This window comes from Streptomyces sp. AgN23 (assembly GCF_001598115.1).
GTDB classification, from domain to species: Bacteria; Actinomycetota; Actinomycetes; order Streptomycetales; family Streptomycetaceae; genus Streptomyces; species Streptomyces antimycoticus.
On sequence record NZ_CP007153.1, the window covers coordinates 1,835,080 to 1,855,271 of the forward strand.

The 20,192-nt window shown below is 70.5% G+C and carries 17 protein-coding genes and 1 pseudogene; 6 read left to right on the plus strand and 12 right to left on the minus strand.

What is annotated here, in order from left to right:
- Window positions 1-159: 159 nt before the first annotated feature.
- Window positions 160-3,585 carry a protein kinase gene (locus AS97_RS08100; protein WP_210564620.1) on the plus strand — a complete coding sequence of 1,142 codons (3,426 nt, stop codon included), beginning with the start codon at window positions 160-162 and terminating at the stop codon, window positions 3,583-3,585.
- Window positions 3,586-3,676: 91 nt separating this feature from the next.
- On the opposite strand, the gene AS97_RS08105 is transcribed toward AS97_RS08100, so the two are convergent.
- Entirely contained in the window at window positions 3,677-3,835 is a 159-nt protein-coding gene (locus tag AS97_RS08105) for a hypothetical protein (protein WP_156107413.1), read from the minus strand.
- Between the two features lie 175 nt (window positions 3,836-4,010).
- The gene (locus AS97_RS08110; RefSeq protein ID WP_247204272.1) at window positions 4,011-4,583 is read right to left on the minus strand and encodes a helix-turn-helix transcriptional regulator; all 573 of its coding nucleotides are present in this window, start codon (window positions 4,581-4,583) and stop codon (window positions 4,011-4,013) included.
- A gap of 94 nt (window positions 4,584-4,677) precedes the next feature.
- Here AS97_RS08110 and AS97_RS08115 point away from each other — a divergent pair, with 94 nt between their 5' ends.
- The 3 genes from AS97_RS08115 to AS97_RS47005 all read left to right on the plus strand — a co-directional run bounded on the left by AS97_RS08115 (window position 4,678) and on the right by AS97_RS47005 (window position 7,591).
- Window positions 4,678-5,784 carry an alpha/beta hydrolase gene (locus AS97_RS08115; RefSeq protein ID WP_210564621.1) on the plus strand — a complete coding sequence of 369 codons (1,107 nt, stop codon included), beginning with the start codon at window positions 4,678-4,680 and terminating at the stop codon, window positions 5,782-5,784.
- 163 nt (window positions 5,785-5,947) lie between these two features.
- Entirely contained in the window at window positions 5,948-7,168 is a 1,221-nt protein-coding gene (locus tag AS97_RS08120; protein WP_210564622.1) for a metallophosphoesterase, read from the plus strand.
- Between the two features lie 63 nt (window positions 7,169-7,231).
- Window positions 7,232-7,591, plus strand: coding sequence for an HAD family hydrolase (locus tag AS97_RS47005; RefSeq protein ID WP_349017583.1), 360 nt, complete (start codon window positions 7,232-7,234; stop codon window positions 7,589-7,591).
- On the opposite strand, the gene AS97_RS08130 is transcribed toward AS97_RS47005, so the two are convergent.
- The gene (locus AS97_RS08130) at window positions 7,585-9,054 is read right to left on the minus strand and encodes an FG-GAP repeat protein (protein ID WP_247204273.1); all 1,470 of its coding nucleotides are present in this window, start codon (window positions 9,052-9,054) and stop codon (window positions 7,585-7,587) included. The two genes, AS97_RS47005 and AS97_RS08130, sit on opposite strands and share 7 nt — an antisense overlap.
- A gap of 102 nt (window positions 9,055-9,156) precedes the next feature.
- Here AS97_RS08130 and AS97_RS08135 point away from each other — a divergent pair, with 102 nt between their 5' ends.
- Window positions 9,157-9,423 (plus strand): hypothetical protein, encoded by a 267-nt coding sequence (locus tag AS97_RS08135; protein ID WP_210564624.1) that lies wholly within the window; start codon window positions 9,157-9,159, stop codon window positions 9,421-9,423.
- On the opposite strand, the gene AS97_RS08140 is transcribed toward AS97_RS08135, so the two are convergent.
- From AS97_RS08140 to AS97_RS08150, 3 genes and pseudogenes are all read right to left on the minus strand, one after another.
- A complete protein-coding gene (locus tag AS97_RS08140; protein ID WP_086707984.1) occupies window positions 9,406-10,305 on the minus strand; it encodes a MerR family transcriptional regulator in 900 nt (299 codons plus the stop codon). The genes AS97_RS08135 and AS97_RS08140 overlap by 18 nt on opposite strands.
- A 178-nt stretch (window positions 10,306-10,483) precedes the next feature.
- Window positions 10,484-10,831: pseudogene (locus tag AS97_RS08145) on the minus strand (transposase); the annotation flags it as partial.
- A gap of 486 nt (window positions 10,832-11,317) precedes the next feature.
- Window positions 11,318-13,105 (minus strand): AfsR/SARP family transcriptional regulator, encoded by a 1,788-nt coding sequence (locus AS97_RS08150; protein ID WP_086707986.1) that lies wholly within the window; start codon window positions 13,103-13,105, stop codon window positions 11,318-11,320.
- A gap of 219 nt (window positions 13,106-13,324) precedes the next feature.
- Between AS97_RS08150 and AS97_RS08155 the strand changes: the two genes are divergently transcribed.
- Window positions 13,325-14,578: an MFS transporter gene (locus AS97_RS08155; protein ID WP_185929684.1), complete on the plus strand. Its 1,254-nt coding sequence runs from the start codon at window positions 13,325-13,327 to the stop codon at window positions 14,576-14,578.
- Between the two features lie 126 nt (window positions 14,579-14,704).
- Here the strand turns inward: AS97_RS08155 and AS97_RS08160 are convergent, their stop codons facing one another.
- The 6 genes from AS97_RS08160 to AS97_RS08185 are packed head-to-tail and all read right to left on the minus strand — an operon-like array spanning window position 14,705 to window position 20,176.
- Entirely contained in the window at window positions 14,705-16,087 is a 1,383-nt protein-coding gene (locus tag AS97_RS08160) for a class I adenylate-forming enzyme family protein (protein ID WP_161500393.1), read from the minus strand.
- A 5-nt stretch (window positions 16,088-16,092) separates the two neighbouring features.
- Window positions 16,093-16,686 carry a hypothetical protein gene (locus AS97_RS08165; RefSeq protein ID WP_059143060.1) on the minus strand — a complete coding sequence of 198 codons (594 nt, stop codon included), beginning with the start codon at window positions 16,684-16,686 and terminating at the stop codon, window positions 16,093-16,095.
- Window positions 16,683-17,804, minus strand: a complete 1,122-nt coding sequence (locus AS97_RS08170) for a beta-ketoacyl synthase N-terminal-like domain-containing protein (protein ID WP_086707992.1) — start codon at window positions 17,802-17,804, stop codon at window positions 16,683-16,685. Before AS97_RS08170 ends, AS97_RS08165 begins: the two co-directional genes overlap by 4 nt.
- Window positions 17,805-17,863: 59 nt before the next feature.
- A complete protein-coding gene (locus AS97_RS08175; protein ID WP_232546478.1) occupies window positions 17,864-18,367 on the minus strand; it encodes a beta-hydroxyacyl-ACP dehydratase in 504 nt (167 codons plus the stop codon).
- Entirely contained in the window at window positions 18,354-18,806 is a 453-nt protein-coding gene (locus AS97_RS08180; protein WP_059143062.1) for a thioesterase family protein, read from the minus strand. The genes AS97_RS08175 and AS97_RS08180 overlap by 14 nt, the downstream gene beginning before the upstream one ends.
- Entirely contained in the window at window positions 18,803-20,176 is a 1,374-nt protein-coding gene (locus AS97_RS08185; protein ID WP_210564625.1) for an aminotransferase class III-fold pyridoxal phosphate-dependent enzyme, read from the minus strand. Before AS97_RS08185 ends, AS97_RS08180 begins: the two co-directional genes overlap by 4 nt.
- Window positions 20,177-20,192: the final 16 nt, after the last annotated feature.

Genomic DNA, 20,192 nt, shown 5'->3' on the forward strand with positions numbered 1-20,192 from the left:
GGGCCTGTGAACGGCGCGCTCCCGCACCACCGCGCTGAGCCCGAGACATCGACACCAGGATCGACGACGTCACATACTGGCCCTCGTCGAAAGCTGGCCCTTCTGCGTCCGGGCCTTCCAGGACAGCGACTTCTGCCGCGATCACGATGAGGAATCCCAGTGAACGCACCTACGTCACCGGCGGTTTGGGTGACCGGCGAGACCGTCGACGGCCGGTACCGGGTGATCGGCGAGCTCGGCCGGGGCGGGATGGGCGTCGTGCACCGGGTACGGCATCTCGGCTGGGGCATCGACATGGCGGTGAAGAGTTCGCGGCCCGAGCTGTTCCGGACCCCCGGCGATCAGGAGCTGTTCGTCAGGGAGGCCGAGGCGTGGGTGTCCCTCGGGCTCCATCCCAACGTCTGCGCCTGCCATTACGTGCGGGTGATCGACGGTGTCCCCCGCGTGTTCGCCGAGTACGTCGACGGCGGCAGCCTGGCCGAGTGGATCGGCGACGGGCGCCTCCACGCCGGGGATGCGCGGCAGGCCCTCGCCCGTGTTCTCGACACGGCAGTCCAGGCGGCCCGTGGGCTCGAGCACGCCCATCGCGCAGACCTGGTGCACCAGGACGTGAAGCCGGCCAACATTCTGCTCGACGGCACGGGCGCCGCGAAGATCACCGACTTCGGTCTCGCCCGGTCCAAGGCCGCCACGGCCCCGACTGACCTCCAAGGGGCGCCGGACGCCAGCGTGCTGGTGCCGTTCGGCGGCATGACGGTCGGCTACGCGTCCCCGGAGCAGCTCGCGGGCGAGCCCGTCGGGCGGCGCAGCGATGTCTACAGTTTCGCGGTCTCGGTCCTGGAGATGTTCACCGGCGGTGTGCATTGGGCGGCTGGTTCGGTCGCGGGTCTCGCCCTGGAGGAATACCTGGCCGACCCCTCGAATCCGGTCGCGGCGCCACCGGAAGTCGCCCACCTGCTCCGGCGCTGCCTGCGGCAGCACCCGGCCCACCGGCCGGCCTCGATGGCGGACATCGCGGATGTACTGGCCGGGATCTACGAGCAGGCGACCGGCTCGGCGTATCCGCGTCCCGCGTCGCAGGCCGCCGATCTGCGCGCCGACGAGCTCAACAACCGTGGCCTCTCGCTCCTCGACCTGGACCGGGCCGCCGACGCCGAGCATGCCTTCGACCAGGCGCTCGCGGTCGACCCGCACCACGTCGGGGCCGTGTACAACGGTGGCCTGTTCCGGTGGCGTACGGGGGCGATCACCGATGGGGAACTCGTCGCCCGGTTGGAGGCGATCCCACGTGGGTCCGGCGCGTCCTCCTGGCAGGTGCGGCTGTTTCTGGCCCGGGTCCACCTCGAACGCGGCGACCTCGCGGCGGCACACGACCTGCTCGACGCGCTCGTGCGCGAACGGCCCGACGACACCGACGTACGGGCGGCGCTGCGGGTGGCGGCCTCCGGAACCGTGGCCGATGCCCGCCACACCGGCACCCGCGTGTTTCGCGAGCCGTTCGCGCTGCCGTTCGCGCCGGTGGAACTGCTCGCCCGGCACGAGGTGATGGGCTACCTGCCGATCCGGTTCACTCCCGACGGGCGCCTCGCGCTGAGCGGCCACTGGGACGGCGTGCTGCGGCTGTGGGACACGGCGACCGGCGCACAGCGGTTGGCGGTCGAGGGCCACCGCACGCAGGTGCTCGGCGTCGACCTCACCCCTGACGGCTCGTACGCACTGTCCACGAGCCGCGACGGCACGGTGCAGTTCTGGGATCTCAGGGCAGGCAGGTGTACCCGCGTCCTCCGCTCCACCGCACGCGCCACGGGGTGCCCGGTCAGGTTGAGTGCCGACGGGCGCATCGGTGTGTGGCAGGGCGTGGACGGGCGCGTCCAGGTCTGGGAACCGCGGACCGGGACCCACCGGTGGTCGCTCGGGGCAGCACTCGAGGACGGCGCCCTGGACGGCTCGCAGTACGAGGTGAGCGCCGACGGGCGCCATGTGCTCACCGCCGAGGAGGACGGGGCGCGGCTGTGGAACGTGGCCGATGGCCGGTGCCGGGTGCTGGCCGCCGGCTCGGCGACGCATGCGCTGTGCTTCCGTCCCGACGGGCGGATGGTCGCGGTGGCCGGCACGGACCGGGTGATCCGGTTGTGGGATGTGGGGGACGGCCGACAGGTCGGTACATCGCGTACCTTGACGGGGCTGACCGCCGCGGCCGGTCACCTGGCCTTCGCCGACAGTGGGCGGCTGCTGCTGTCCGGAACCACCGGCGACCACACCGTTCAGATCTGGGAGCTGGGCAGCGGCCGGTGTCTGCGGACCTTCACCGCCCACGCGTACGGGATGCACCACGTCGGATTCCCCGACGGCGACGACCGGTTCGGCTGCTCCGTCGGAGGACATCCCGAACTGCCCCTGCACCGCTGGCGGTTGCCCGACACCGCATACGCCGCCGAGCCGCACGTGATCAAGCCGCGCGAGTACGCGGAGGTCAGCCGGCTCGGCGGACTGGCCGAGGGACTGCTCGCCGAAGCACGTCAGGCGATGTCGAACGGCCGACACCGGTCAGCCTTCGACCTGTTGACCCGCGCACGGGAGATACCGGGGTACGAGCGCGCGCCCCAGGTCCTGGCCGCCTGGCACGAACTGGGCCGCTCGGCGCGCCACGTACGGCTGCGCTCCGCCTGGTCGCGGCCCCTGGACGCCGGCCACCTCTCCTTCGGCGCCATCACGGCGATCGGTGTCGCCGCGGGTGTCCGGCTCGCCGTCAGCGGGCAGAGCGACGGCACGGTACGGATCTGGGATCTGGACAGCGGCGCGTGCACGCACGTCCTCGACGATCACCCGGGCAGGGTGGGCGGAGTGGCGTTGAGCGACGACGGTCGGCACGTCCTGTGCGAGGGCACCAAGCCACTCGCGATCATCCGGCGGCGACTGGCAGACGGCGAGTGCCGTCGGCTGACTCCGGACTGGGACATGAGGCGGACCATCGTGTTCACCGGCGACGGAAGGTACGCCTGGTTCGGCAGCGGCGACGGTGTCCTTCGCCGATGGGACCTGGACGACGACCGCTGCGTCACGACGATCACCGGACACGGCCCGGTCAACGTGATCTCCACGGCCGCGGACGGGCGGCTCGCGGCGGTCGGCGACTCAGGCGGCGTGGTCCGGCTGCGAGATCTTGACACCGGAGCCTGCCTGCGGACCTGGACCGGCCCCCGGGAACCGATCCTGTCGGCGTGCCTGAGCGCCGACGGCCGCCTGGCCATGTCCACACACCAGGTCATGTCCTCGGGCGCCGAGGACGAACCGATCCGGCTGTGGGACGCCGGTTCCGGGCGGTGCGTACGCGAGTTCGCGGGGCACGAGGGCTGGGTCTCCGCCGTGCGGTTCACACCCGACGCCCGGTTCGCCTTCTCGGCCGGCCACGACAGAACCGTACGGATGTGGGAGGTCGCCACCGGCCGATGCCTGCACGTGCTCGAAGGGCACCAACAACGCATCCGGCACCTCGAACTCACCTCCGACCTGCGCAACTTGGTCTCGGCGGGAGACGACGGCATCCGGCTCTGGGACCTCGACTGGGAGCTGGCGGCCGACTGAGCGGAGCGGGAGGCGAACGGCCCGACGCCGTGCTCAAGCTGCTGCTCGAGCCGGCGCACGGCGGCCGCGCCGACCTCAAGGCCATCCGCGGCTACTCGGTGATCCGGGAGCTCGGCCGTGGCGGCATGGGCGCGGTGTACCTGGCCCGGCACGAGGCCACCGGCGTCGAGGTGGCGCTGAAGGTGATGCTGCCGAAGGTGGCGGCGAGCGAGACGGCGCGCGCCCGGTTCCTGCGCGAGGTGGCGCTCACCCGGGCAATGAAGCTCCGCACGTCGTCGCGCTGCACGACGCGGGCTTCGGATACGGAACCTCCGCAAAGACCTCATGGCCGACCAGGAAGCCGCCTATGCCCGCCGCACGCATCCGCCGGGGTATCCGACAACTGCCACGCGATATGGCGTCCGACAGGACCGTGTCAGGCGTTCTCAGACGTCCGTGATGTGAACTCGTTCGCCTTGCTGCCCGTAGAGCACGATGGTCTCCGCCGGCGTATCGTCCCGGGCATTGCCGATCCAGTGAGGCACGTTCGTATCGAACTCCGCCGCTTCGCCCGCCGTCAGTTCCGTCCGGGTACCGGTGAGGACTAGGTGGACCGCCCCATGGAGCACGTAGAACCACTCCCGGCCGGGATGCCTATGAAATTTCGGCGGCGGGAGTCGCGAAACCGGGGGATAGATCACCTTGTACGCCTGCAAGCCACCTGTTTTCATGCCCAGCGGCACGAATGTCAGCCCATGTTTGCGAAAGGGGCGCAGGTGGACTCGCGGATCGGCACTGGCCGGCGCGGCAACCAGTTCATCGAGCGGCACAGCGTAGGCGCGGGCAAGCGGCAATAGCTGTTCCAGAGTCGGACGAATGTGTCCGCGTTCGAGCCGAGAGATGGTGCTCGGCGTGAGCCCCGTGCGTTCCGCCAGCTCGGCGAGGGTGACACCGAGAGCCTTGCGGAAGCCCCGCAGCCTCGGACCGACGTTCTGCAATACCGCTTCGTCTTCCGTCACTGACCGGCTCCTCCACTCGGATCCACCCGGGGCCATTTTTGCAATCCTGCAAAAAAGTCTCCAGAACCGCAAGGCCGCATCTGAGGATTGCGACATGAACCTGACTCTCAACCACAGGCGCCCTCCCCGCCGACGCCTCCTCCTCGGAGCCGGCGCGCTGGCCCTCTCACTCGCCGTGGGCAGTACTGCCGGGTGCGATGGGCACGACGGGGCCGCCGCGTCATCTCCCGCTACCGTCTCGACGGCCGGGCCGGCGGCGTCGTACGACGCCGCGACGGAGCATGACGCAGAGTTCAACGCGACGTTCAAGCACAAGTTCTCGACCGTCCGCGGTGTGCGCATGCACTACGTCACCGGCGGCAAGGGCCCGGCGCTGGTGCTGCTGCACGGCTGGCCGCAGACGTGGTACGAGTGGCGGAAGATCATGCCGGCTCTCGCCAGACATCACACGGTATACGCTCTCGATCTCCCCGGCCTCGGCGACAGCAAGGGAAGCCCGGAGAGCTTCGACAAAAAGACCCTGGCACGTTACGTCCACGGTCTCCTGCGTGACCAGATCGGACTCGACAGGTTCGACCTGGTCGCACACGACCTCGGCGGTGGCGTCGGTTTCCAGTACGTCTCGCAGTTCCCCGGACAGGTGAACTCTTACGTACACATGGACTATCCGCTCCCCGGGCGGAAGCTTCCCGCCGCGCAGTACCGGACCTTCTCCTGGCACATGGCCTTCAACAGTCAGCAGGCGATCCCCGAGAAACTCGTCGACAACCCGAGCGATGTGCGCGAATACCTCACGGCGTTCTATCCGCAAGTCGCCTACGGCGGAACGTCATTCGGCGGCAAGAGGACACGGTCCCCCTTCACCGAGGCGGAAATCAACGAGTACGTCCGCACCTACAGCCGCCCGGACGTACTGCACGCGGGATTCGAGCTCTACCGAAGCCTGGACAAGGACGAACGTGACAACACCGCGGCCGCCCGTATCAACACCCGCACCCTCCTCCTCACGGCAACCGGCTCACTCGCCTCCACCCGACCCACCCTGACACCGGCGCTGCACAACATCACCCGCGCAGTCGAGATTCCCACATCGGGCCACTGGCTCGCGGAAGAAAACCCCGAGGCCGTGGTGCGTGAGATCCTCTCGTTCATCAGCAAGACGGGAACGAAGTCGTACTCAAACTCGGGTACGAGCACCTGAGCCGCCACGACCCTGCGCCACACCGGCCTGACCTGGATGGCAGACGCCGGAGTCCCGTCCACGTTCTGCGAGGAATCGCCGGACACGGCTCGAACGCCGGTCCGGCGGCCCAAGGCCACCGGATACAGTGCGCGAGACGGCAGCCTGGTCAGGGAGGGACAGCGTGACCGACACCAGCAACACCCGGCCCGCCGAGGGCGAAACGCAAGCGCCACGGCAGAGCCGGCTGCGCCGCCTGATGCACTACATACCCCTGATCGCCCCCGTCCTGCTGTGGGCCGTGCCCTGCTGGGTGCTCCTGCACACCGGCCAGCACTGGCCACCGCCCGTCACCCTGGTCGGCACCGCCCTGTTCGCCCTCGGTCTCATCGGCATGCCGCTCGCGATGGTGCGCGGCCACGGCCGGCGCCAGCAGGACCGGGCGGCGATCATCGGCGACACCCTGCTGGGCACTAGCTGGATTCTGTTCACCTGGTCCGTTCTGCTCGGCGTCCTCTTGCGGCTCGCCCTGACCGTGGCCGGCGTCGGCGAGAGCCAGGACCGGGCCCGAATCGTCACCTGGGCCGTCCTCGGCATCACCGCCGTACTGCTCGGCTGGGGGTACGCCGAGGCCCGACGCGTGCCACGCGTGCGCCGACTCGACGTGCAACTCCCACGGCTGGGAGCCGGGTTGGACGGCATGCGCGTCGTCCTCGTCACCGACACCCACTACGGCCCGCTCGATCGCACTCGCTGGTCGGCGCGGGTATGCGAGACGGTGAACACTCTGGAAGCCGACCTGGTCTGCCACACCGGCGACATCGCGGACGGCACGGCCGAACGCCGCCGCGCCCAGGCCGCCCCACTCGGTACCGTGCGGGCCACCCGGGCCCGGGTATACGTCACCGGCAACCACGAGTACTACAGCGAGGCCCAGGGCTGGGTCGACCTGATGGACGAGCTGGGCTGGGAGCCGCTGCGCAACCGCCATCTGCTACTCGAACGCGGAGGCGACACCCTCGTGGTCGCCGGCGTGGATGACGTCACCGCCGAGTCCTCCGGCCTGGCGGGCCACCGCGCCCACCTCGCCGGAGCCTTGAACGGCGCCGACCCCGACCTCCCCGTCCTGCTCCTGGCACACCAGCCCAAGTTCATCGACCGGGCGGCAGCCGCCGGCATCGACCTCCAACTCTCCGGCCACACCCACGGCGGCCAGATCTGGCCCTTCCACCACCTCGTCCGCATCGACCAGCCCGCCCTCGCCGGCCTCAGCCACCACGGCCCCCGCACCCTCCTCTACACCAGCCGCGGCACCGGCTTCTGGGGCCCGCCGTTCCGCGTCTTCGCCCCCAGCGAGATCACCCTGCTCGTGCTCCGCTCCCCGCACCTGCCCACCTCGACGTAGCACTCGACGGGCCGACACAACCACCTGGAGCAGTCCACGAGCCGAGGGATGCAGCGTCGGCAGATGACCAGACCCGTCTCGTCGTCCCGGACCCGGCCGGTGCGCTACCTTCCCTCCGCGCTCGCGGAAGGTTGTCCCGTGAAGGAGACCGGCGCCGACGCGGTGGCCGAGCTGCGGGGACTGGACCTGAGGCCCGTCCTGCTGACCGGCGACAACCAGGCCGCTGCCGAATCGGTCGCCAGGGCCGTCGGCATCGACGAGGTGATCGCCGAGGTCCTGCCGCAGGACAAGGTGGATGTGATCAAGCGTCTGCAGGACGATGGCCTGGCCGGCGCGGCTTCGCGATGGCGCCATGGCCATCCTGCGGCCCAACGGCCCAATCCCCTCCGCGCAGACCGCCCGACCTGTAGGGGCACTCAGTGACTGCTCAGTGGCTTGCCGTACTTCTGGGCCGTGGACAGGTACGGGAGGCCGAGCGTACGGGGCGAGAGGGCCGTCGAGCCGGCGGCCGAGCCGCTGCGGAAGAGCCATGCGGCGCCCAGGGAGGCGTTCTCGCCAGGGGATCCGACCGTGACATCCGGTACGCCGTCGGCGTCGCAGTCACCCGAGGCGACCGCCGCGCCGAAGGTGTCGCCCGCCTCGGCGACGCCCGGGACACCGGGCGTGTCCTGGTTCCAGGAGACGGATGTGGCGGCGCCGCCTGCGTCGAGCAGGCCCTGAGCACTGCCAGAGAGCAGCCAGGCGGCGCCCGCCCCCGCTTTACTTCCGATGGCCTCACCAGGAGCACCCACGACCAGGTCGTCGCGGCCGTCGCGGTTGACGTCGGCGACGGCAAGGGCGGCGCCGAAGCGGTCGCCGTCCTCGGCCACGCCCGGGACACCCTCCGTGTCCTGGTTGAGAGTCTGGGCGCGGCTGCCGAACGAGCCGCTCGCGGGGCTTCCGTAGTGGAGGTGGATGCCGCCCCCCTCGGCGAGTCTTTCGGGGCCGCACGGGTCGTCGATGTTCTCGTCGGCGATCTCACGGCACTCGCCGAGGGCCAGGTCGTCGTGGCCATCGCCGTCGAAGTCGCCGGCGGCCAGGGCGGTCACGCCGGCGTTGTCCGTGTTCCAGAAGTTGGCCATCTCCGACCGGTCGGCGTCCCACTTCCACAGGCGCACGTGAGACTGCGTGTTGGGGTTGCCCGCGGTCCAGTACGCCACGGCCAGGTCCGCCGTGCCGTCGCTGTCGAAGTCGCCGGTGGTCAGGACGGGGGCGCGGCCGCCCATGGGGGCGGCGACGACGGTGGTGATCATGCTGTCTTCACCCTGGATGACACGCGCGACGACCCTGTCCGTGCCGCCGATCACGATCTCCTTGTTGTCGTCACCGGTCAGCTCGGCTGCCGCGACCGATGTGCCGTACGCGGCCGACGGCGACGGCCCGGTCAGGACTGTCGCCCCCGGTCCCGGCGCGTCCGTCGAGCCGCCTACGGCGATGACCATGCCTGCGTCCGTACCGCGGTCGATGACATCCTCGCCGGGGGCACCGGCGAGCAGTTCCGCGATGCCGTCGCTGTTGAGGTCCACCAGGGCCACGGATGCGCCGAAGCGGTCACCCGCCTCCGGGGTCCCGGGAACCTCGGGAGTGGCCTGGGTGACACGGATGCTTCCGTAGGCGCCGAGACCCTTCGGCCCACCCCAGACGATGTTCACGTATCCGGCCTTGGCCTGGCCGCCGACGGTCCCGTCCGGGACGCCGACGGCGAGGTCCGCGTAGCCGTCCCCGTTGAAGTCGCTCGTGGCGGTACGGGGTGCGGCAGCGGTGGCGCCAGGCGGGAACACGAACCCGGCGGTGGCCACAGCGCCGGCCGCGATGGCGTATGTCAGGATGCCGCATCTGTGTGGCACGGAGGCTCCCACTCGGTCGACGGGTGCGGGTTATCCGGTGTGACCGTCGAAGGCCGGTGCTGGTTGTACGGAAGGCCGGTGCCGGTTGTACGGAGTGCACCGGTGGTTGGCTCGCTCAACGCCCTCACTGCGGATGCGGACACTTTGGAGCGCATCCTCGAGGACACGGTCTTCTCCTCCCGCGCGCACCTCGAAGTACAGCGGCAGCAGGCTGAGCGGAAGCTCACCCAGACCCGTCAAGCCAACCTGAACCTGGCCGAGGAGCTCACCGCCGCCGCCGTCGCGCTGCGCTTGCGGATCAGCGAGGCGGAAGCCGAACTCGCCCGCATCTCCCGACGCCGCCGCGGCTGCTTAGGCTTGGGCGGATAGCTCTTCGGCCAGTTCCATACAGCGCAGGCGGGCTGGGGAGAAGTCGTAGGGCATCTTGCCGGTGGCTTCGAACGCGCTCATGGAGTCAGCCTCCCGCCCGCCAGAGCTGAGGTCGGCCTCGTCCTCGCCGTCATCGGCGGTAGCAGGGTGCATGGTGTCCCAGGCGTCGCAGAGGGCATCGTCGTCCTTGCCCAGGCCGGACTCCTCGATGACGGCTTGCAGGGCGCATTCGAAGGCGTGCCGCTCGACCGCCACTTGAGCCACCCGTGGATCATCGACGGCGACGCTGTCATCGAGTGCCTCCTCGGCGTCGTCGATGCGGTCGGAATCCTCCCGCAGAGTGGGATGCGTGGCCAGGACGACGAAGCGGGTGGCCTGGAGGGCCGCGCCGAGTGGGCCGAAGATCCGCTCAGTGACCAGCAGACTGTCCAGGTCCGCCTGACGCAGGGAGCCCTCGGGCAGGCTCTTGAGGCGTTCGGTGACGACGTCGGAGAGCAGGCCCATCCGGCTGCCTTCGGTGCGCATCCGCTGCACGGCGGTCCGTTGCCGCCGCAATTTTGCCTCCTGCTCGGCGAGGGTTTCCTCCAACTGCTCCAGGATGCCCGCGATACCGTCTCCGCTGTCCGCACCGGCGGAAGCCATGCCGGTGGTAAAGGCGTCACGGATGTCGTCCAGGGCGATCCCGGCGTCGGCCATCTTGCGAATCCACAGCAGGCGGATCATGTCCTCGTACCCGTAGCGGCGGCGGTCATCGCCGCCCCGCTCAGGCTCGGGGAGCAGGCCGATCGCGTGGTAATGGCGAATCGCCCGTGGCGTGCTGCCGGCGAAGGCCGCCGCGTCACCGATCTTGACCTGGCGGGGTGGCATGAAAGACGCATGCATGAGCAGAGACCTTTCCTCAAGGGATCGGGACGTAAGTCCACCGGACCACATGCCGCTACGGAAGATGCAACCCCATACACACCGCCCCGCGCCAATGCCAGGAAATGCGCCCTTCCTCCGTAATGACCGCAGGGCGTCGTTTCCTGCCGGGGCGTCCACACGACGGCAGGCTGAGTGTTCACAGCCACTGATGAATCGCCGCGACCTGAACCGTCGCCTCGAACCGAACCGCAGGTTCGTCAAACCGGGTCGCCACGGCCCGGTGCTGCGTGAGACGGCTGATCCCGCATTCGACCGCGTGCCGGGCCTTGCAGTCCTCGCGGTCGAAGAAGGGCGGACGGCCACCGCCACGTCCTCGGCGCCTGCGGTTGCGGACCTGATCGACCGGCGCAGGAATCGTGCACCTGATGCCACGTCTGCGCAGGCAGGAGCGATTCGCGCGTGAAGAGTACGCCTTATCGCCCCGCACCCGCGGCGGGCGGCTTCTCGGCCGGCCGGCACCGGGCCGGGGCACCCCGATCGCGTCCGGCGCGGGAGCACCCGGGGTGGGGCTACCGCCGCAGCCACGGCCGGCTCGTCGGCCCGCAGCGAGTCGTTGGATTCGCCGAGCGGTACTGGACACCGTCCCTCGCCGCCCGCGGGCGTCTTCTTCCCTTCGCTTACGCCACGTTCTGCTTCCGTCGAGGTCATCCGCCCTGGTCAGAGGGGATACACCAAGCTCCGCGGTCGTCGGCCACGGTCGCTCGTGCAGATGCTCTCGCGTAGCCGGTGGTCCACACGTGATGATGACCGATCGTGCGGCCGCGACTGGCCTACCTCGGCGTGACGAATGCGTTCGCGCTGCTGCGTCTGCCGCCGTTGCCCGCCCAGCGGCGTCTGCGACGTTCGGCACGCGGTTGTACGTACTCGTGGTGACCGGGCACAGCAGCCGCCGCATGAGGTGCTCGGCAAGGACACCGATCCGCGGGCTTCGCGAGCGGGTAGAGCGGACACGGCCTGGGTGCGGATATCCTCATGCCAGCGACAACAGCCGACGCAGAGCGTACGGGCTGCCCCCGCTGCGCTTGTGCAGGGCCAGCGTCGCCTCGGCGTCGACGTCGGCATCGACGTGAGTGGCCACCAGGGCGGCGACCGCCTGCTCGGAGAGGCCGCCCAGCCGCAGGGTCAACGTCCGGGCGCTGCCCAGCAGATGGTCCAGCGCCGTCTGCGGTGTGCTCTCGGACGCCGGGCGCGGGTCGGCGCTGGCCACCAGGACGCCCAGCGGCACCTCGGGCAACCGGCAGGTGAGCAGGTGCAGCAGGTTCAGGGAGGAGTAGTCGGCCGACTGCAGATCGTCCAGCACCAGCAGGAACGGCTTCTGCCGGGCCAGCGCCACGAGGATGGCGCACACGGCGTCCTCGACGAGGAAGGGCGCCCGCAGCGGCGGTTGCACGTCCTCCACCGCGTCTGACGGCACGTCGGACAGGAGGCCGCCGAGCAGACGGCTGTACCGTGCGCTGACCATACGGAAGCCCTCGGGGTGCGTATGGGAGAGCTGCCGCAGTATCCGGGCCCACACCCCGTACGCCGGACCGTCCTTCCCGCGGCAGGAGACGCCGATCACTTCGTGCCCGGCTTCCCGCGCCCCACGCGTGACTTCCATCGTCAACTCGGTCTTGCCGATCCCGGATTGACCCGTCACCGCGGCCAGACCGCCCTCGCCGGAGAGGGCCGCGTCCGCCCAGGCGCCGAGCACGGTCAGCTCATAGGTGCGGCCGACGAATGGCAACGATGTCAGGGGGTGGGGAATCCCCGCACTGCGCGGAACCCCGGCACTGCGCGGAACCGCAGCCCCGGCATCCGGCTCCGCCCGCTCATGGGAGAGGGCCGACCGGGCCGACCGGGCGCCGCACGCCACCACGTCCTCGTGGCCGCCACCCGTGGGGTGTTCGGCCTGCGGTGAGGCCGCCGCGTCAGCCCGGTCCTCGCCCGCGGTCACCTCCACACGCGTGGCGGCACGGTCGCCGAACGGCAGCTCCTGCCGCAGTATGGCGGCGTGGATCCGCTGGAGCTCGGCGCCGGCGTCCACACCTAGCTCCTCCGCCAGGTGCGCACGCGTCCGCTCGAACAGCCGCAGCGCGTCGGCCTGCCGGCCCAGCCGGTACAGACCGGTCATCAGATACGCGATCAGGCATTCGCGCGTCGGGTACCGCTGGGCCTCCGGATGCAGCCGCGCCACGACGGCGTCGTTCTCCCCGAGCGCGAGGGACGTCTCGGCGTGCAACTCCACGGCGGTCAACCGCGCCTGCTCCAGCCGGGCGCTCTCCTCGGCCATCGGCGCGTAGTCGACGAGCTCCAGGTAGGGGACGCCCCGCCACAACGCCAGGGCGGCGCCGAGCCGGTCCTGCGCCACCCGGTGGTCCTGGGCCGCTATGTCGCGCCGTGCCTGGATCACCAAGCGCTCGAACCGGTGGGCGTCGACCTCGTCCGGGTCCAGGGCGAGGACGTAGCCGGGCGCCTGGTGGCGCACCAGCATCGACGGGCCTCCCGGCCTCGCGCCGAAGCTGAGCGCACGGCGCAGATGGCAGATGTACGTGTGCAGGGCGGCCGTTGGGCGCCGGGGCGGACGGTCACCCCACAACTCCTCGATGAGCTGGGGGACGGGGACGACCTGGTTCAGCCGCACCATCAGGAGTCCCAGCAGCGCCCGATGGCGCGGAGCGCCTAACGACAGTTCCCGCGTCCCGTGTAAGGCGACCATCGTCCCGAAGACCCGCATCCTCAAGCCCTGGGCGGAAAGCGCACGTCGCTGATCACTCATAACTCTCCCGCCGTGCTTTGTCGTTACGGTGGTTTGTTACCCTTCCCGCCAGGTCCTTATCCGCTCGCCCCACGTCCTCGGCCACCATTGTGGCGCTCAGCGTCGGGGGACCGACGGACCGTCAGACCGACAGGATATGGTCAAACTTGTCCCGTTCTGCCTCGGTTTGGATATCTCCGCATGCCCTCTGCCCCTGGGCCCACATCCACACACGCGTCATTGCCCGGCTACGGGGGGTTCCTGACCGGCTGGAGCGCCACCGCGTTCGGCAGCGGTATGGTGCTGCCCCTCATCGTGGCCTACCTGCGGGAGACGCTCGGCGTGTCCACCTCGGGCGTCTCCTTATACTTCGCGCTGTTCGCGCTCTCCGGGCTCGTGGTCAATCCGTTCGCCGCCTGGATCGGCCGCGTCCGGGGACCCGGCCCGACCGCGGTCGCCGCCACCGTCCTCCAGGCCGCGGGCGCGACCTGGCTCACGACGGCGGACTCGATGGCGGCCACGGTGCCCGCCGCCTGCCTGTCCGGTGCGGGCACGGGCATCTACTATGCGGTCCAGACCCCGTTGCTGACCAGGGCGTTCGGCGACGCGGCGTTCAGCCGTGTGCTGTCCGGCCAACACCGCGCGTCCGCGCTGATGATGACGGTCGGTTCACTACTGGGCGGCCAGGCCGTCCAGCGGCTCGGTGACGACGGCTACACCGTGTGCCTGGCGGCCAACGCCGCCAGCTACCTGGTGTACGGGGTGATGCTGGTCCGCCTCAGGCGGACACGCGTGGAGCCACCGGGCTCGATGTCCAGTGCCAGCGCCACCGAGGCCGCCGCCGCGCCGGGTCGGCGCTCCGCCGCCCTGCGCGATCCCGTGTTCCTGCGTCTGCTGGTGCTCCAGTCGGCCCTCGTGATCTTCGGACTCGGCCAGTTCGAGTCCGTGGTGCCCGCCGTACTGCGCGACGCGCACCTCTCCGTGGTGGCGATCAGCGTCGTCATCGCGTGCAACACCGCCGGAATCATCATCTTTCAGGGGCTCGCCCTGCGCGTCGTCGAACGCGTCGGCTACACGAGTGCCCTGTGGGTGGCGATCCTGGCCTGGATGGCGGCGCTGGCCTTCCTGGCGGGCGCCCTGCTGGTCCCCATGCCGCGTGGACGACTGCTGCTGGGAGTCCTGTTCGGCCTCGTGTTCTCCATCGGGCAGTGCCTCATCGCGCCCAGCGTCCAACCGCTCGTCACCCGGACCGCTCCGCCGGGCGCGGTGGAGGGCTATGCCGCCGCCACGTCGCTCGCGCACGGCCTCGGCATGTTCGTCGCGCCCTTGGTGGTGCTTCCGGTCGTGGAGAGCGGCGGGACCGGGAGCTATCTCTCCGTCCAACTCCTCGGCTACTGCCTGGCCCTGTACGCCCTGTGGTCCTTCCGCACCCGGAGGACCACCCCGCGCCAGGACACCGTCCAGCCCGCCGGCAAGGCGTGGGTGTCGCGGTGACCCAAGGCCCGTCGTGTGCGCCGCGGCGGGCGTGCAGCGGGGCGTGGTCCGCAAAGGCCCCGTGGAGCGGAGACCTCGGTCCGGTACGGGCCCATGGCCCGGCCCCGAACCGGCGTATGGGCGCGGTCACTTGTGCCAGTCGGTGGTCCGCGCCGGCCGTACGGTGATGCGGTGCGGTCGCTCGTTGCGGAGCAGAAGGCGGTAGAGGGTCCGCTTGATGTCCGCGGTCAGCGCCGGACTCGGGTGATCCACGTACACGTCGAGCTCGTAGCGGTGCTCGCCGTTCTCCGCGTGCACCCGGCTCGTGGACCGGCGCACGCCCGGGATGGCCTCGGCGGCGGCGCGGACCGAGGGAAGCCAGACCTTCTCGCCGCCCACGATGATGGAGTCGGAGAGCCTGCCCTGGATGTAGTGGTATCCGTCCTCGTCGATGGTGAAGAGGTCGCCGGTGGCGATGGTCCCCGGTGCGACCAGCGGACTGCTCTGGTCGTCCGGCACCCTGCGGCGGAGCACCGTGCTGGATTCCACCAGGAGTTCCTGGGAGCCGTCGGCGAGACCGGACGGCCGCAGCCGCGTACGGACTCCGTGCAGCGGAAGGCCGCTGGACGCGTACCGGCGGGGCGGCTCGCGGTGCGCCGCCAAAGTGGTGACCCGCGGGCCGGCCTCGGTGAGGCCGTACGTGAGGTAGAGCTCGAGTCCGGGCCTGGACGCCAGCAGCCTCCGCACGTGGGCCGGTGGCAGTCGGTCTCCGCCCACGGTCAGGGTGCGCAGTGTGCCCGGCAGGGCGAGGTCCTGCTCGATGAACCGGGCGACCGCGGCCGGGGTCAGGGACGAGAGGGCGACCTGGTGGGTGCGCAGCGCCTCGGCGTAGGTCCGCGGAGTGAACGGCGGGCCCGTGATGACGAGGCGTGAGCCGCGGACCAGCGCGGCGAGGGCCTGCGCCACGAGAGCGTACGAGTAGTGCAGCGGAAGGTTGAGCAGCACCGTGTCGCCCTCCCGCTGGCCGACGGCGTTCGCGTGCCGTGCCGCGTTCTCCAGCAGCGAGTCGAAGGCGTGCAGGCACCCGCTGGCGATACCGGAGGTGCCCGAGGTCATCAGGATGACCTCACCACGGGAGTGGTGCCGCCGTTCGCTCCACGGCAGGAGCAGCAGATCGGCGTCCCCGAACGGGCGCGGGGGCGCCGCGCCGTAGCGCCGTGCGTCAACTCTCGGCGCGATCAGCGCACGTGCGCCGAGCCGGCGGGCCACTTCGGTGATACGGGCGGAACTCGACGCCGGTGCCAGGGGAACGGGCACGCCGCCGTGGAGGAGCACCGCGAAGAAGGCCGTCAGGAGGGACGTACCGTTGGGCATGGCGATCAGGACGGGCTCCCCCGCGCCCACGACCGTCCCGGCGAGGTCGTCGAGCGCGGCAGCCAGGGGTCGGGGCGGGCCGTGCCCGTGCACGTCCACCGTGCTGCCGAGGAACGTCTCGATCACGTCCGCGTCCGGAAGGGAGTCCGTCGGCATGGCGCTCACTCCCGGCCTGCCGTGGCACGGCCCACGTCCCCGGCGTGTGCGACGCCGGCCGCGGGGGCCAGCAGGGCACAGCGCACCGAATGCCCCTGTCCCTCGTGCACCTGGTGGGCGCAGAGCACCACGTAGGGGGCGGCACCGGAGCGCAGCCATGAACGGGCGACCGTACGCGCGGCGGGCAGCCCGTCCTCGGGTGTCATCGAGAACGTCAGGGACGATCCCTTGAAGCCGTGCAGCAGGCAGAGCAGACTCCCCGCGCTGCCCGGACTCGCGCCCGCGAAGCGCAGCGGGGACACGCGTGGGGCGGGCAGCGAACGCGCCACCGCGTCCATGGTGTGCAGCGTGCAGTGCGCGCTCACCAGGATCACGGCGACGTCTTCGCGGCAGGCCAGGACATCGGCGGCGCACTCCGACAGCGCGTTCTCGACCGCGTCCGCGACCAGCCAGGCCAGCGGGTCGGCGTACAGGGACGGGATACGGCTGCGGACAGCCGTCAACTGCTCCCGGGAGGCGTCCCCGTGGCCCACGACGGCGACGTCCGCCGTGTCCGGCGGACAGATGGCGTACGACCCGAAGGCCGGGAAGGCGTTCATGGTGTCCCCTCAAAGGCCAGGCAGGTGTTGAAGCCGCCGAAGCCGAGGGTCACGCTCAGCCCGAGTCGGCCGGTGAACGCGGCGGGCCGGCTTTTCGGCACCGGCAGCGGGAAGTCCGGACGGAGCGTGGTGAGGCCGTGGACCGGTGGCACCGCGCGGTCACGGAGAGCCAGCAGTACGGTGATGGCCTCGATCGCACCGGTCGCCCCGAGGGTGTGGCCGAACGCCCCCTTGGTGGCGAACACCGTAGGGGCGCCTGGCGCCTGGCCGCCGGTGCCGAACAGCCGTGTGTAGCTGACGGATTCGACCGCGTCGTTCGCGGGAGTGCCGGAGCCGTGGGCGTTGACCACGTTCACGTCGGCCGCGCCACGGGCCGCGCCGCGCAGCGCCTTGCTGACGGCCCGTACGACGCTGTCACCGGTCGCGTCGGGGGCCGCGGGGCTCACCGCGTCATTGGCCGAGCCGGTGCCGACGAGGAAACCGTGCGCGCGAGCCCCGCGCGTACGGGCCGACCGGCCGGATTCCAGGACGAGGAACGCCGCGCCTTCCCCCAGGATCGTGCCGTCGTTGTCGACATCGAAGGCGCGGAGCGAGGTGGGCGACATGGTGCCGAGCACCGAGTGCCCGAGTCTCTTGGCCGCGGTGAGGACGTCCGCTCCTCCGCAGACGCAGAGGTCCTCCGCACCGCTGCGGATGAGCTCCGCGCCGACCAGGAGGCTGTCGGAGCCGGAGGAACAGGCGGTCGTCACCGAGAGCGGGGCCTTCGCGATGCCGAGTGCCCGTACGGCATCGGCGGCCCAGCGGTCGAGGGCCGGTACGCCGACCGTGTCCAGGTGCGGTCCGTAGCTGGTGCCCAGCACGGGCCGCAGGCGCGCGTCGGTGAGTTCGAGTCCGGCGTCGCGCACCGCGGCGGCCAGGGTGTCCCGGGTGAGGAGGTGCTGGCGCTCGACCGGGGTCATGGACAGCGGAAGGTCGCGGACGACCGCGGCGTCGCCGTTGCGCAACCGGTGCTCGGAGGGGACCGCGTCGACACCGGTACGGCCCTGCAGCAGAGCGCTCCAGACCTCCTCCAGCCCGCATCCGAGGGCGGTCGCCCACCCCAGGCCCGTGACCCACACGTCCGCGTTCTCCCCTGCCGACGCGGGAGTCGACGCCGGTGCCGGACGTGAGCTGGACGTCACCACAACTGCTCGCCCAAGTCCGCGATCTTGGACCGCACCAGCGTGCCCTTGAACGCCGCGACGACGTGGTCGTCCACGGTCGCCCTGCAGGAGAAGCTGAAGGTGTTGCCCCTGATGCGGTCACTCCGCACATCGAAGATCACACGGTCGCCCGGGACCACGACGCGGGTGAAGCGCGCCTTCACCGAGCCGATGACGGTGATCTCGTCGTCGGTGAGGCGGGAGGTGCTGAGCTGGTAGAGGATGATGCCCGACTGGGCGAACGCCTGGGTCAGATGGCTGGCGGGGAAGACGGCCCGCTCCGGGAAGTGTCCCGCGATCACGTCCATGGTCCCGGAGACCGACAGGCTGCTCCGGAGCCGGACCCCGGGCTCGTAGTCGAGGATCCGGTCCAGATACACCATCGGGTGGCGGTGGCGAAGCCAGCTCTTGAGCTCCGTGAAGCCCATGGTCCGCTTCGCCGTCGGCTCTGTCGTCTGGGCGGAATCAACCCTCTGCACGGGCAGTGCACTCCTTCAGTGTGGTTCTGACGTTTTCGGGGAGCAGGGAGGGTGCCCCGGTCGAGCGGTCCACCGCGCCGAGCAGCAGGCTCCCGGACGCGCACCGCGGCACGTCGCCGGGGTTCTCCCGCGAGATCTCCCCGGAGACCTGGACGCGTGCGGGCCCGACTCGTTCGACACGGGCTCTGACGCGGACGTGGTCCAGGAAGCGGGCCGGTGCGTGATAGAGCATGCGAAGTTCCACGACGGCCAGTTCGAGGTTCGCGCGAGCCAGAGCATCGAGCCCGGCGCCGAGGCGATCCAGATTCTCCAGCACGGCGGTTTCGAGCCAGGAGGAGTATCGGGAGAAGTGCACGACGCCGGACGCGTCGGTGTCGACGTGCTCCACGCGTCGACGGACCTCCGCCCATTCCCGCGGTACGGGTTCTACGGCGGTCACGCGGATACCTCGAGAAAGGAGCGGGAACCGGCCGCCAGACGCTCCACGATCGCGTCCGCGTCCGCGAGGGTGGAGACGATGGGAGGGGCGACCCGCATGGTCGGGAAGACGTAGCGCAGACCGCCCGAACGCCGGCCCGCGCCGCCCATGAATTCGACGAACACACCGCTGCGGATCATCGTCTCGCGGAATTCGCCCAATCGGTCGGCCACGCGTTGCGTCAGCTCGACGCCGTGCATGACGCCGGATCCTCGGCTCTCCGTGTAGAGCTCCGGGAAGGCGGTGACGAGTTCCTCGTCCAGCCGCTTGGCCACGTGCTCACCCAGGCCCCGTGACTTCTCCAGCATTCCCTCGGCCTGGATGTGTTCGAGGCCCGCCCGGATCACCGCGCAGGTGAGGGGGCGAAGGTCCGAGGTGGAAATGGCGCCGGTGGCCCGTACGGTCAGGTTGCGGCGGGCGATGACCATGGACGTGGACAGCGCGCCCATGCCGAGGCTCTTGCCCACCACGGAGACATCGGTCGGAATCGGCCCGTTCTCGTCGGCCATACCGAAGAACTGGCCCGTCTTGGCGAAGGTGAGGACCTCGTCCGCCACGAGGAGGGCCCCGCTGTCCGTGCACAACCGGGCGACTTCACGCAGATAGCCGGCGGGCGGCACGATGATTCCGGCGTCGCCCTGAACGGGTTCGATCACCACCGCGAGTACGCGGTCACCGTGTCGTGCGAAGAATTCGCGGGCCGCGTCGAACTGCCCGAACGGGATGTGCCGGACGGTGAAACCGTACGGCTCCGGTGCCACGGAGGGCAGTCCGATCCGGTAGTGCCTCTTGTTCAGCAGCGGGAGCAACCCACCGGTCCAGCCGTGCCACGCCCCCTCGAAGGCGAGAACGATGTCCCGATGTCCCCGCCCTTCCGCGGGCCGTAGACGACGGTGGTCGAAGCGGGATTCCAGCGCCAGCCGCAGCGCCATCTCCATTCCCTCCGACCCGGAATTGCGTCCGGCGACGTGGTACTCGTCGGCCGGAAACTGCTCGGCCCACAACCCGTCTCCGCGGAAGAGGAGTTCGAGCAGTTTCGAGCGTTCCCACGAGTGGATCTCGTCGGTGACATAGCCCGCCTCCTCCACGGCGCGGGAGAGAGCCGCGCCGACCACCGGTGAGCCGGCCCCCAGACACGCGCTGGCATAACCACCGCTCGCGTCGAGGACGTTCAGCTCGCGCCCCCGGTCGGCACCGCTCAGCTCCACGAAGCGGTGGGTCAGCCCCTTGGCGCCGAGGCTGCCGAACGGAAGCCGCGTTCCGTACTGGTCCATGTGCATCGTGCGGTCGAACCAGGACTCGGTCGTTTCGCTGTCATGTCCGTGAGTCATATCAGGCAGCTCGCTT